This is a genomic window from Pseudomonas sp. NY15435 (assembly GCF_048068295.1).
In the GTDB taxonomy this organism is placed as follows: Bacteria; Pseudomonadota; Gammaproteobacteria; order Pseudomonadales; family Pseudomonadaceae; genus Pseudomonas.
In genome coordinates this window covers 168,987-181,302 of sequence record NZ_JBLUQA010000007.1, presented here as the reverse complement: position 1 = coordinate 181,302, position 12,316 = coordinate 168,987, and the positions used below count along the sequence as shown (strand labels likewise).

The window sequence follows — 12,316 nt, the reverse complement described above, 5'->3', positions numbered from 1 at the left end:
GGGCTGTCAATCGAGGGTCACACTGCCCGGCTATACCTGTGGCCCGACACAAGACGATATGCGTTCTACGCTCAATCCAAATAAAACGAGCCCAGCGGAGTACCAACATGGCGTTCTTCACCGCAGCCAGCAAAGCCGACTTCCAGCAACAACTGAAAGCGGCCCTGGCGCAGCACGTCGACGACAAGGGTCTGCCACAAGTGGCCCTGTTCGCCGAACAGTTCTTCGGCTTCATTTCCCTCGACGAATTGACCCAGCGCAGGTTGTCCGACCTGGTCGGCTGCACCTTGTCTTCCTGGCGCCTGTTGGAACGCTTCGACCCCGCTCAGCCTGACGTGGCGGTGTACAACCCCGATTACGAAAAGCACGGCTGGCAGTCCACCCACACTGCCGTGCAGGTGCTGCACCCGGACCAGCCATTCCTGGTCGACTCGGTGCGTATGGAACTGAACCGCCGCGGTTACAGCATCCACACCCTGCAGACCAACGTGCTCAGCGTGCGCCGCAACGCCAAGGGCGAACTGCTGGAAATCCTGCCCAAGAACAGCACTGGCAAGGATGTGCGCCAGGAATCGCTGATGTACCTGGAGATCGACCGCGTCTCCCAGGCCGGTGAACTGCGCACCCTGGAAAAGGCCCTGCTGGAAGTGCTCGGCGAGGTCCGCCTGGCGGTCGCCGACTTCCCGGCCATGCGCAGCAAGGCCGAAGAACTGCTGGCCTGGCTGGGCAAATCCAAGGTCAAGGCCCGTGCGGAAGAAACCGCCGAGGTGCGCGCCTTCCTCGAGTGGCTGCTGGACAACCATTTCACCTTCCTCGGCTATGAAGAATTCACCGTGCAGGAGGAGGCCGATGGCGGCCATCTGGTGTATGACGAGAAGGCTTTCCTCGGCCTGACCCGCACCCTGCGCGCCGGCCTGAACAAGGATGATCTGCACATCGAGGACTACGCGGTCGCCTACCTGCGCGAGCCGGTGCTGCTGTCCTTTGCCAAGGCCTCGCAGCCTAGCCGCGTACACCGCCCGGCCTACCCGGACTACGTGTCGATCCGCGAGATCGACGCCAAGGGCAAGGTCGTCCGCGAGTTCCGCTTCCTCGGCCTGTACACCTCGGCTGTCTACGCCGAGAGCGTGTTCGACATCCCGTTCATTCGCGGCAAGGTCGCCGCCGTCCTGAAGAACTCCGGCTTCGACAGCAAGGCGCACCTGGGCAAGGAGCTGGCGCAGATTCTCGAAGTGCTGCCGCGCGACGACCTGTTCCAGACCCCGGTGGACGAGTTGTATGCCACCGCCATGTCCATCGTGCAGATCCAGGAACGCAACAAGATCCGCCTGTTCCTGCGCAAGGACCCCTACGGCCGCTTCGCCTACTGCCTGGCCTACGTGCCGCGCGACATCTATTCCACCGAAACGCGGATGAAGATCCAGCAGGTGCTGATGGAGCGCCTGAAGGCCAGCGACTGCGAGTTCTGGACCTTCTTCTCCGAATCCACCCTGGCCCGCGTGCAGTTCATCCTGCGCGTCGACCCGAAGAACCGCATCGATGTCGACGCCGCCCAGTTGGAGCAGGAAGCCATCCAGGCCTGCCGTTCCTGGCAGGACGATTACGCCGCACTGGTGCTGGAGAACTTCGGCGAAGGGCAGGGCAACAACCTGCTGGAAGACTTCCCCAAAGGCTTTCCGGCCGGCTACCGCGAGCGTTTCGCCCCGCACTTCGCAGTGGTGGACCTGCAGCACCTGTCCAGCCTGTCCGACAGCCGCCCGCTGGTGATGAGCTTCTACCAGCCGCTGGCTCAAGGTGAACAGCAGCTGCACTGCAAGCTGTACCACGCCGACACGCCGCTGGCGCTGTCCGACGTCCTGCCGATCCTGGAGAACCTCGGCCTGCGCGTGCTTGGCGAATTCCCCTATCGCCTGCGCCACATCAATGGCCGCGAATACTGGATTCATGACTTCGCCTTCACCTATGCCGAAGGCCTGGACGTCAACATCCAGGAGCTCAACGAGACCCTGCAGGATGCCTTCGTCCACATCGTCAACGGCGATGCCGAGAACGACGCCTTCAACCGCCTGGTGCTGACTGCCGGCCTGCCGTGGCGCGATGTGGCGCTGCTGCGCGCCTACGCCCGCTACCTGAAGCAGATTCGCCTGGGCTTCGACCTGGGCTATATCGCCAGTGCGCTGAACGCCCATGTGGATATCGCTCGCGAGCTGGTACGCCTGTTCAAGACCCGGTTCTACCTGGCGCGCAAGCTCACCTCCGAGGACCTGGAGGACAAGCAGCAGAAACTGGAACAGGCCATTCTCGCGGCGCTGGACAACGTCCAGGTGCTCAACGAAGACCGCATCCTGCGTCGCTACCTCGACCTGATCAAGGCGACCCTGCGCACCAACTTCTACCAGCCCGACGCCGCTGGACAGAACAAGAGCTACTTCAGCTTCAAGTTCAACCCGAAAGCCATTCCGGAAATCCCGCGACCGACGCCGAAGTTCGAAATCTTCGTCTACTGCCCGCGCGTGGAAGGTGTCCACCTGCGCTTCGGCGACGTGGCCCGTGGCGGCCTGCGCTGGTCCGACCGCGAGGAGGACTACCGCACCGAAGTGCTGGGCCTGGTGAAGGCGCAGCAGGTGAAGAACGCGGTGATCGTTCCTACTGGCGCCAAGGGCGGCTTCATCCCTCGGCGCCTGCCGGTTGGCGGCAGTCGCGATGAGATCCAGGCCGAAGCCATCGCCTGCTACCGCATCTTCATCTCCGGCCTGCTGGACATCACTGACAACCTCAAGGAAGGCCAGGTCCTGCCGCCAGCCAACGTGGTACGCCACGACGCGGACGATCCCTACCTGGTGGTGGCGGCGGACAAGGGCACTGCGACCTTCTCCGACATCGCCAACGGCATCTCTGCCGACTACAACTTCTGGCTGGGTGACGCCTTCGCCTCCGGCGGCTCCGCCGGCTACGACCACAAGGGCATGGGCATTACCGCCCGCGGCGGCTGGGTCTCGGTGCAGCGCCACTTCCGCGAGCGCGGCATCGACGTGCAGAAGGACAGCGTGACCGTCATCGGCATCGGCGACATGGCCGGCGACGTGTTCGGCAACGGCCTGCTGATGTCGGACAAGCTGCAGATGGTCGCGGCCTTCAACCATATGCACATCTTCCTTGACCCCAACCCGGACGCGGCGGCGAGCTTCGCCGAGCGCCAGCGCCTGTTCAACCTGCCGCGCTCCAGCTGGGCCGACTACGATGCCTCGCTGATCTCCGCCGGCGGCGGCATCTTCCTGCGCAGCGCCAAGAGCATCACCCTGACGCCGGAAGTGCGCGCGCGCTTCGATATCGACGCCGAGCGCCTGACCCCGACCGAGCTGATCCATGCGCTGCTCAAGGCACCGGTGGACCTGCTGTGGAACGGTGGCATCGGCACCTATGTGAAGTCCAGCGATGAGACCCACGCCGACGTTGGCGACAAGGCCAACGACGGCCTGCGTGTGGATGGCCGCGAGCTGCGGGTGAAAGTGGTGGGCGAGGGCGGCAACCTTGGCATGACGCAACTGGCGCGGGTCGAGTTCGGCTTGAGCGGCGGCGCGTGCAACACCGACTTCATCGATAACGCCGGTGGCGTGGATTGCTCCGACCACGAGGTGAACATCAAGATCCTGCTCAACGAGGTGGTGACCGCCGGCGACATGACCAGCAAGCAGCGCAACAAGCTGCTGGCGGAAATGACCGACCAGGTGTCCGACCTGGTGCTGGGCAACAACTACAAGCAGACCCAGGCGCTGTCCCTGGCCGAGCGCCGCGCCCGCGAGCGCATTGCCGAGTACAAGCGCCTGATGAGCGACCTGGAGGGCCGTGGCAAGCTGGACCGCGCGCTGGAATTCCTGCCTACCGACGAGGGGATTGCCGAGCGGATCGCCGCCGGCCAGGGCCTGACCCGCGCCGAGCTGGCCGTGCTGATTTCCTATAGCAAGATCGACCTGAAGGAGCAGTTGCTGGGCTCGCTGGTACCGGATGATGACTACCTGACCCGCGACATGGAAACGGCGTTCCCGCAGACCCTGGTCGATACCTTTGGCCCGGCCATGCGCAAGCACCGCCTCAAGCGTGAAATCGTCAGCACGCAGATCGCCAATGACCTGATCAACCACATGGGCATCACCTTCGTGCAGCGCCTGAAGGAGTCCACCGGCATGACGCCGGCGAACGTGGCGGGTGCCTACGTGATCGTGCGGGATGTCTTCCACTTGCCGCATTGGTTCCGCCAGATCGAGGCCCTGGACTACCAGGTGCCGGCGGAAGTGCAACTGACCCTGATGGACGAACTGATGCGCCTGGGTCGTCGGGCTACCCGCTGGTTCCTGCGCAGCCGTCGCAACGAGCAGGATGCCGCCCGTGACGTCGCCCACTTCGGTCCGCGTATCGCCGCCCTCGGCCTCAAGCTCAACGAGCTGCTCGAAGGCCCGACCCGCGAGCTGTGGCAGGCGCGCTACCAGGCCTATGTCGACGCTGGCGTACCAGAACTGCTGGCGCGCATGGTCGCCGGCACCAGTCACCTCTACACCCTGCTGCCGATCGTCGAAGCGGCGGACGTCACCGGCCGCGACCCGGCCGATGTGGCGCGCGCCTACTTCGCCCTGGGCAGTGAGCTGGAATTGACCTGGTACCTGCAGCAGCTCAGCTCCCTGCCGGTGGAGAACAACTGGCAGGCGCTGGCTCGCGAAGCCTTCCGCGACGACCTGGACTGGCAGCAGCGGGCGATCACCGTCTCCGTGCTGCAGATGCAGGACGGCCCGGCGGAAATCGATGCGCGCGTGGCGCTCTGGCTGGAGCAGCACGCCCCCATGGTTGCCCGCTGGCGCGCCATGCTTACCGAGCTGCGTGCTTCTACCAGTACCGACTATGCCATGTACGCCGTGGCCAATCGCGAGCTGCTTGATCTGGCGCAGAGCAACCAGCAGGGCGTCTGCCCGGCCTGATGTTCTGATCCGTTTGACCTTTTGATGCTCCAGCCCCGCCTAGTGCGGGGCTTTTTTTCGCTCTGATTCCTGATCTGGAACAGGCGGCCTGGGCAGCTCCGATGGCGGCGCGTTCGCGAGCAAGCGCGCTCCTGCAAAAAATGGCGCTACGAAAATTGGGCGGGCCTGTAGGAGCGCGCTTGCTCGCGAACCGCTTTATCTCTCAAGGTCTTCGCGTTGCTCTACAGGAGCACCCCGGAGTGCTGGAATCGCAACCCCGAACAGGTCCGGCGAGGCTCAGCTCCCGCTGCGCCCATCCTCACGCGGCTCGGTCAGCGCCCGGCGGTACTTGGCGTACAGCTCATCGGACATGTTGCTGGCCCCCAGCATCTTCAGCGCGAAGGTTTTCACTTGCTCATCGCTGTAGGGCTCTTGCTGCGGCGCCGGCTGGCTGGCGCAGCCCACCAGCCACAGGGGCAGGGTCAGGGAGAGAAGGGCGAGGGCACGGTTCATGGTTTTCACACGCAGGCTGGTTCGGGATGGTTGTCAGGCTATCAACCGCTCGAAGCGAGCAGAAATCATCCCGTTCAATAGTGGGTATCGTTTCTGGCGACTTCGGACGCCTTTATCTGACAGAAAGTTCCGCGCCTGCAGTGTTTTAACGCGAATGCGGATATGCTTCCCGGCTGTTCATCTCTCCCCCAGGATTACCCTATGAAAGCGCAACTCGTCGAACTTCTAACGCTGATCAGCTCCGGCTGCCTGGGTGAGGAAGAGATCCAGCAGATCGCCGACGAGGCGTCCCAGGCCTATGCCGATCCGGCAGCCTTCCTCGCCGCCAATGCGGACATCAACTATGACGATGAATTTCCCATCCCGCTGGGTGAATGGGTCGTGGTGGGCAGCCTGCCGGAAATCGTGCTGTTCATGGGCGACAGCTATGAAGAACTGTTCGGCGAGATCCGCGCATCCTTCGACCCGAGCGTGAGCTTCGTGCTTCAGGCCAAGCAGCTACGCAAGGCCGAGCCGTTGGCTGCGCTGAACCGTATCCAGACCCAGCTCGGCGCGCTGTACCCGGAAAAGGGTGGCTACGTGCTGGTGGACTTCAGTGAGCCGCTGGATTCCGAGCTACAGTGCGTGCTGGTGTACCGTAATGACTTGGAGCGCGTCATGGCGCTCTGCGTGGAAATCGGCATTCCCGCTGTGCCGGCGCTGCAGGCCGCACAGGAAGCGGGTCAGGACTGACCCAGCTGACTCCTTCGGAGCAGGGCGCCCAGGTCCACCAGGAGCTGGCCGCCAATGCAGCGGGAGGGTAGGTCGCCCTGGTCGATCCAGCGTTGCACAATGCCTGGGCGATCGCTCAGGCCGATCAACTGCGCAAAACGTTCGGGCGTCACGTAATAGCCACCTCCGAGCAAGTCCGGGGTGAATCCTCTTCCTTCTTTCATGCCTCGTCCCGCACCATCCAGCCCCTCGGTCTATGCCTTGGCCGTGGGGGATGAATCTATCCTAATTGTCAGGGTGTTTTTCCGGGCTTTGGACGTCTCGGAGATGGATGACGCATGATGAAGAAACGTTTCCTGTTCACCGCAGGAGAAAGACTACGAGCGTTGCGCTCGCTGACCGGCCTGTCACGTCGCGCCTTCGCTGAAACGGTGGGGATGAAGCCCAAGGATGTGGAGAACATCGAGTACGGCAATCAGCGCATGCGTGACCTCGATTTTCAGAAGGTCTGCAGCGTTTACCCGGATTTCAGCCGCTGGATTACCTACGAAGGGCCGATCGACCCGGCGGAGGTCGGCTGGAAAGTGGAGGACTCCGCCCAGCGTGCGGCGGTTTACCTGGTGAAGCACAATCCGCAGTTGCTGGCGACGCTCGGCCTGAGCCTGGAGGAATGGCAGGCCCGATACCATGAGGTGCTGGCAAGTCTCGATGATGAAGAGCGCCGGCTGCGCGAAGATGCCTCAGAGAACTGACGCCTGGGCTCAGGCTGTCTTGCCGGTACGGCGCAGGTAGGCAATCACGTCCGGCGCGCCGGCTATGCGCAGCCCTTGGCCGAAGGCATCCGACTGCGAATGATCCCTTGGCAGCAGCAGGCTTTCCGGGGTTTCCGAGTTGAACAGGCCGAAGCGCGCGTAGGGCATGCCGGTTTCCAGCAGCAGCTCCATGAAGGCCGCATCACTCCACGCCCTGGCCGGCATCGCCAGCATGTGGAAGCCTCGCTCCAGCTCATCCAGCACTGAGGCTTGCAGCTCGAAGCGCTGGATGCTCGCCGGCAGGGTGATCTCCAGCCCGCGGCGACGGGCATAGACCACCGCATTGGCCAGTTCGCAGGGATGGTTGTCGTCGTCCCAGAACAGGCGCGGGCCATGCCAGCCAGCGCTGCGCAACTGCAGCTGTGCCTTGCGCTCGAAGCCGGGCAAGGCCACGCCTAGCACCTTGGTGAAGTCGTTGTAGCTGATGATTCGCACCTTGCGGCACTGCTCGCAGTTGGAGAGCTCTTCGAGCCCTGCCAATGGGCTGTCGAGCAGGCTGCGGCAGCAGAGACCGTCGATGCTTCGCAGGTCTACGGCTGGATGGTCTTCGCGGTGGCTGGCCACCAGCCGCTTGAGCACGGCGTGGATACGCGCCTTGTCTTCCTGTACGGGGCCGGAGAGCGCTCCGCGAGGCAGGTCGATCAGCCGGTACAACGGTGGGCCTGAATGCCAGCCGAGGCCGGCGGGCCAGTCGGGCAGTGGCGAGAAGGGCAGGGACAGGCTCCGACTGCGTTCGGCGACATTGCGCCCATCGGCACTGCCGATGCCCAGGCGCTGGGCAAGGGCGGCCAGCCGACTGGTCACGCTGCGGGGGCGAGGTGGTTGACTCATGGACGACGCAAGACTCCCGATGGCCAGCAGGTCAGTGCAGGAAGCGCCGGGCCCGATGCGCGGCGAATTGCCCTAAGCATAGAAAACCCTGGCGCCGTTGGGCGCATGCGTTGTGGCAAAATTCTTTCCTTCACTTGCAAGGAGGCCTCCATGGCTTGCGTGGTGCTGGATATTTCCCTGTCCGCCGACCGGCTGCAGGCGCTCTACAGCGGGCAGGCGAACCGGGTCCAGGTGCGTAGCCGCGATGGTCGGCAGGTCAACTTGCCGGCACATCATCTGCGTCCATTCGTCACTCACTCTGGAGTTCACGGCAGCTTCGAGCTGGAATTCGACGATTCCGGGCGGCTGCTGGCGCTGCGTCGCCTCGCCTGAGCGAGGGCAGGCTGGCTATAATAGCGCCCCATTTTGCCGACCGATGCCCGACCATGTACAGCCTGGCCCGCGAGCTCCTGTTCAAGCTCTCCCCGGAAACCTCCCATGAATTGTCCATCGACCTGATCGGCGCTGGTGGCCGCCTGGGCCTTAACGGCCTGCTGACCCAAGCGCCGAAAAGCCTGCCGGTGAAGGTGATGGGCCTGGAGTTCGCCAATCCCGTGGGCCTGGCCGCCGGCCTGGACAAGAACGGTGATGCCATCGACGGCTTCGCCCAACTGGGTTTCGGTTTTGTCGAGATCGGCACCGTCACCCCGCGTCCGCAACCGGGCAACCCCAAGCCGCGTCTCTTCCGCCTGCCGCAAGCCACCGCGATCATCAACCGCATGGGCTTCAACAACCACGGCGTCGATCACCTGATCGAGCGGGTCAAAGCGGCGAAGTACAAGGGCGTACTGGGCATCAACATCGGCAAGAACTTCGACACACCGGTCGAGCGCGCAGTGGATGACTACCTGATCTGCCTGGACAAGGTCTACGCCCATGCCAGCTACGTCACGGTCAACGTCAGCTCGCCGAACACCCCCGGCCTGCGTAGCCTGCAGTTTGGTGATTCGCTCAAGCAACTGCTCGAAGCGCTGCGCCTGCGGCAGGAAGACCTGGCCGTGCGGCACGGCCGCCGTGTGCCGCTGGCGATCAAGATCGCCCCGGACATGAGCGACGAAGAAACCGCGATGGTCGCCGCCGCGCTGATCGAGTCGGGCATGGATGCGGTAATCGCGACCAACACCACTTTGGGTCGCGAAGGCGTCGAGCACCTGCCGTTCGGCAACGAAGCGGGCGGCCTGTCGGGCGCTCCGGTGCGGGAGAAGAGTACCCATATCGTCAAGGTGCTGGCTGGCGAGCTGGGTGGCCGCCTGCCGATCATCGCCGCTGGCGGCATCACCGAAGGCGCGCATGCGGCGGAGAAGATCGCCGCGGGTGCGAGCCTGGTTCAGATCTATTCGGGGTTCATCTACAAGGGCCCGGCGCTGATCCGCGAAGCGGTGGACGCCATTGCGGCGGCCAAGCGGGCATAAGTACCGATAGCAGAAATAAGTAGGGCTCCTTTCGGAGCCCTTGGGCTTGCGCCCTTTTCCGCCCGGATGGGGCGGCTTGGGGAAGTCGTGGGTGACCCTGGATTCAGCCTGTTGCGTGCTGCAATTGGTTCACTCGTTGAATACCGGCGGCGCCGGTCAAACCATCCCAGTTGTCGCCGCGGCCCTCACGCCAGCCGTTGAGCCAGGATTGCCGGGTAGTGGGATGGGTAAACGGACAGAGGTCGCGAGATTTTCCAGTAATGCCGTGCTGATAACCGCGCAAAAAGGCTCTTTCCAACGGATCACGCTTAAGTCTTCTCATAGGGTGTTGCCCTCACTTGTTGACTGTTATGTCCCGTTGGCCCCCCAGGGAGGCCGGGCGGAATGTTCCGCCAAATGGGGCGCATTGCCGGCGTGACGCGCCCCGCCCGACACCATTGCGGTGAAGGATTACCCCGAGTTCTATCGAAAGGTTCCGGGGCTGTGAATGACCAATTTGTCATAAGGACGTAACTCTTATGGGTTTGGGCCATAAGGTTCGCCCGGTTTGCAAAATGCCAGTACGGCATAACCCGCCAGGGGCGGGAGCTTGCCAAGGATCAAGAGGAATATGTGTCTAATTGAGACCGCCTCTCGTTCCGACGAGTGGGATGACTTTCTGCGACGCGAGGCCGCAGGCCGGCTGCCGGTCCATCCCTGAAAATGAATACATGGGTCGCCCTTGAGTTCGCGCGAGTGAACAAAAGGTGGCCGACAAGGCCGTAAGCGGCTTTGCTGAAAGGGCTGCGGCCCAGGAATTATTTGCATGGCGGATTTGCACGATCTCTTCCTCACTTGCCCGAAAGGGCTCGATGGGCTGTTGCTGGAGGAAGCCCAGGCGCTCGGGCTGACCGAGGCGCGCGCCCAGGTTTCGGCCATTCGCGGCAAGGGCGACCTGGAGACGGCCTACCGCCTGTGCCTCTGGTCGCGTCTGGCCAACCGCGTGCTGCTGGTGCTGTCTCGCTTCTCGGTTAACAACGCTGAAGACCTTTACTTGGGCGTCAATGCCGTGCCCTGGAGCGACCATCTGGAAGCCGACGGCAGCCTGGCCGTGGAGTTCAGCGGTAAGGGCTCGGGCATCGACAACACGCATTTCGGCGCGCTGAAGGTCAAGGACGCCATCGTCGACAACCTGCGCGCCGAGTTCGGCAAGCGGCCGACCGTTGACAAGGTCAACCCGGACATCCGCGTGCACCTGCACCTGGATCGCGGCCAGGCGGTGCTGTCGCTGGACCTTTCCGGCCACAGCCTGCACCAGCGCGGCTACCGTCTGCAGCAGGGCGCTGCCCCGCTGAAGGAAAACCTTGCGGCCGCCGTACTGATTCGCGCCGGTTGGCCGAAGATCGCTGCTGAAGGCGGCGCACTGTCCGACCCGATGTGTGGTGTGGGCACCTTCCTGATCGAGGCCGGCCTGATGGCCGCCGATATCGCGCCGAACCTCAAGCGCGAGCGCTGGGGCTTCAGCAACTGGCTGGGCCACGTGCCGGCGATCTGGAAGAAGCTGATCGAAGAAGCCCAGCAGCGTGCCGAAGTCGGTCTGGCCAAGACTCCGCTGTGGATTCGCGGCTACGAAGCCGACCCGCGCCTGATCCAGCCGGCGCGCAACAACATCGAGCGCTCCGGTCTGGCCGAGTGGGTGAAGATCTACCAGGGCGAGTTGGCTACTTTCGAGCCACGACCGGACAAGGGCCAGAAGGGCCTGATCATCTGCAATCCGCCCTACGGCGAGCGCCTGGGCGATGAAGCCAGCCTGCTGTACCTCTACCAGCACCTGGGCGAGCGTCTTCGCCAGAGCTGCCTGGGCTGGAGCGCCGGCGTGTTCACCGGTGCGCCGGAGTTGGGCAAACGCATGGGTATCCGCAGCCACAAGCAATACGCCTTCTTCAACGGAGCGCTGCCTTGCAAGCTGATCATGCTCGATGTCGAGCCGCGCCAGTTCGTGACCGGTGACCGCGGCGATCGCAGCGAATCGTCCCCGACCCAGGGCGCCGCTGTGATCGAACAGGCGCGCCTGAGTGAAGGTGGGCAGATGTTCGCCAACCGCCTGCAGAAGAACGTCAAGGCGCTGGGCAAATGGGCGCGCAAGGAAAAGATCGAGTGCTACCGGGTGTATGACGCCGACATGCCCGAGTACGCCCTGGCCGTTGATCTCTACCGTGACTGGGCGCACGTGCAGGAATACGCGGCGCCCAAGTCCATCGATCCGGAAAAGGCCCAGATCCGCCTGCTCGATGCGCTGGCCGCGTTGCCGCAGGCGCTGGGCATTCCCACCGAGCGCATCGTGATCAAGCGCCGCGAGCGCCAGACCGGTAAAAAGCAGTACGAACGGCAGAACGCCGAAGGGCGCTTCATGGAAGTGGAAGAGGGCGGCGTGAAGCTGCTGGTCAACCTGACTGACTACCTCGACACCGGCCTGTTCCTTGACCACCGCCCGATCCGCATGCGAATCCAGCGCGAGGCTGCCGGCAAACGCTTCCTCAACCTGTTCTGCTACACCGCCACGGCCACCGTGCATGCAGCCAAGGGCGATGCGCGCAGCACCACCAGCGTCGATCTTTCCAAGACCTACCTGGACTGGGCGCGGCGCAACCTGTCGCTCAACGGCTTCTCCGACAAGCAGCGCCTGGTCCAAAGCGACGTGATGGAGTGGCTGCGCGAGGACCGCGGCGAGTACGATCTGGTGTTCATCGATCCGCCGACCTTCTCCAACTCCAAGCGCATGGAAGGCGTATTCGATGTGCAGCGTGACCATGTCGAGCTGATCGATCTGGCCATGGCGCGCCTGGCCAAGGGAGGGGTGCTGTACTTCTCCAACAACTTCCGCAAGTTCGAGCTGGATGAGGGGTTGGCTGCGCGCTACCAGGTCGAGGAAATCAGCGCCCAGACGCTGGATCAGGATTTCGCCCGTAACAGCAAGATCCACCGCGCCTGGCGCATCACCGTACGTTGATGCCCGAGCGGCGCACGGCCTGGGCCGTGCGTCGCGCCAAGGCTGGGCAAATGGCCATCG

At 63.6% G+C, this 12,316-nt stretch carries 10 protein-coding genes; 6 read left to right on the top strand and 4 right to left on the bottom strand.

What is annotated here, in order from left to right; all coding sequences use genetic code 11:
• Window positions 1–107 precede the first annotated feature (107 nt).
• On the top strand, window positions 108–4,970 hold the full coding sequence (locus ACNFH5_RS18465) for an NAD-glutamate dehydrogenase (RefSeq protein ID WP_416748379.1): 4,863 nt from the start codon (window positions 108–110) through the stop codon (window positions 4,968–4,970).
• Window positions 4,971–5,246: 276 nt separating this feature from the next.
• Here the strand turns inward: ACNFH5_RS18465 and ACNFH5_RS18460 are convergent, their stop codons facing one another.
• Window positions 5,247–5,462, bottom strand: a complete 216-nt coding sequence (locus ACNFH5_RS18460; protein ID WP_416748377.1) for a hypothetical protein — start codon at window positions 5,460–5,462, stop codon at window positions 5,247–5,249.
• Between the two features lie 201 nt (window positions 5,463–5,663).
• On the opposite strand from ACNFH5_RS18460, the gene ACNFH5_RS18455 reads away from it, so the two are divergent.
• Window positions 5,664–6,194: a hypothetical protein gene (locus tag ACNFH5_RS18455; RefSeq protein ID WP_416748376.1), complete on the top strand. Its 531-nt coding sequence runs from the start codon at window positions 5,664–5,666 to the stop codon at window positions 6,192–6,194.
• Here the strand turns inward: ACNFH5_RS18455 and ACNFH5_RS18450 are convergent.
• A complete protein-coding gene (locus ACNFH5_RS18450) occupies window positions 6,185–6,397 on the bottom strand; it encodes a DNA-binding protein (RefSeq protein ID WP_416748374.1) in 213 nt (70 codons plus the stop codon). The genes ACNFH5_RS18455 and ACNFH5_RS18450 overlap by 10 nt on opposite strands.
• Window positions 6,398–6,511: 114 nt before the next feature.
• Between ACNFH5_RS18450 and ACNFH5_RS18445 the strand changes: the two genes are divergently transcribed.
• The gene (locus ACNFH5_RS18445) at window positions 6,512–6,925 is read left to right on the top strand and encodes a helix-turn-helix domain-containing protein (protein WP_416748372.1); all 414 of its coding nucleotides are present in this window, start codon (window positions 6,512–6,514) and stop codon (window positions 6,923–6,925) included.
• 9 nt (window positions 6,926–6,934) lie between these two features.
• Here the strand turns inward: ACNFH5_RS18445 and ACNFH5_RS18440 are convergent, their stop codons facing one another.
• Window positions 6,935–7,816 (bottom strand): DUF6685 family protein, encoded by an 882-nt coding sequence (locus tag ACNFH5_RS18440; RefSeq protein ID WP_416748370.1) that lies wholly within the window; start codon window positions 7,814–7,816, stop codon window positions 6,935–6,937.
• 150 nt (window positions 7,817–7,966) lie between these two features.
• Between ACNFH5_RS18440 and ACNFH5_RS18435 the strand changes: the two genes are divergently transcribed.
• Together ACNFH5_RS18435 and ACNFH5_RS18430 are read left to right on the top strand one after the other, a co-directional pair.
• On the top strand, window positions 7,967–8,188 hold the full coding sequence (locus ACNFH5_RS18435; RefSeq protein WP_416748368.1) for a DUF2835 domain-containing protein: 222 nt from the start codon (window positions 7,967–7,969) through the stop codon (window positions 8,186–8,188).
• Between the two features lie 53 nt (window positions 8,189–8,241).
• Complete coding sequence (locus ACNFH5_RS18430; protein WP_416748366.1) at window positions 8,242–9,267, top strand: quinone-dependent dihydroorotate dehydrogenase; 1,026 nt, start codon at window positions 8,242–8,244, stop codon at window positions 9,265–9,267.
• A gap of 103 nt (window positions 9,268–9,370) precedes the next feature.
• Here the strand turns inward: ACNFH5_RS18430 and rmf are convergent, their stop codons facing one another.
• Window positions 9,371–9,589, bottom strand: coding sequence for a ribosome modulation factor (rmf, locus tag ACNFH5_RS18425; protein ID WP_081519407.1), 219 nt, complete (start codon window positions 9,587–9,589; stop codon window positions 9,371–9,373).
• 483 nt (window positions 9,590–10,072) lie between these two features.
• Between rmf and rlmKL the strand changes: the two genes are divergently transcribed.
• A complete protein-coding gene (gene rlmKL / locus ACNFH5_RS18420; protein WP_416748364.1) occupies window positions 10,073–12,256 on the top strand; it encodes a bifunctional 23S rRNA (guanine(2069)-N(7))-methyltransferase RlmK/23S rRNA (guanine(2445)-N(2))-methyltransferase RlmL in 2,184 nt (727 codons plus the stop codon).
• Window positions 12,257–12,316 lie beyond the last annotated feature (60 nt).

Bases quoted from the DNA above. Each gene is read 5' to 3' on its own strand.
- ACNFH5_RS18465 (WP_416748379.1), top strand. From the start codon at position 108: ATGGCGTTCTTCACCGCAGCCAGCAAAGCCGACTTCCAGCAACAACTG.
- ACNFH5_RS18460 (WP_416748377.1), bottom strand. From the start codon at position 5,462: ATGAACCGTGCCCTCGCCCTTCTCTCCCTGACCCTGCCCCTGTGGCTG.
- ACNFH5_RS18455 (WP_416748376.1), top strand. From the start codon at position 5,664: ATGAAAGCGCAACTCGTCGAACTTCTAACGCTGATCAGCTCCGGCTGC.
- ACNFH5_RS18450 (WP_416748374.1), bottom strand. From the start codon at position 6,397: ATGAAAGAAGGAAGAGGATTCACCCCGGACTTGCTCGGAGGTGGCTAT.
- ACNFH5_RS18445 (WP_416748372.1), top strand. From the start codon at position 6,512: ATGATGAAGAAACGTTTCCTGTTCACCGCAGGAGAAAGACTACGAGCG.
- ACNFH5_RS18440 (WP_416748370.1), bottom strand. From the start codon at position 7,816: ATGAGTCAACCACCTCGCCCCCGCAGCGTGACCAGTCGGCTGGCCGCC.
- ACNFH5_RS18435 (WP_416748368.1), top strand. From the start codon at position 7,967: ATGGCTTGCGTGGTGCTGGATATTTCCCTGTCCGCCGACCGGCTGCAG.
- ACNFH5_RS18430 (WP_416748366.1), top strand. From the start codon at position 8,242: ATGTACAGCCTGGCCCGCGAGCTCCTGTTCAAGCTCTCCCCGGAAACC.
- rmf (WP_081519407.1), bottom strand. From the start codon at position 9,589: ATGAGAAGACTTAAGCGTGATCCGTTGGAAAGAGCCTTTTTGCGCGGT.
- rlmKL (WP_416748364.1), top strand. From the start codon at position 10,073: ATGGCGGATTTGCACGATCTCTTCCTCACTTGCCCGAAAGGGCTCGAT.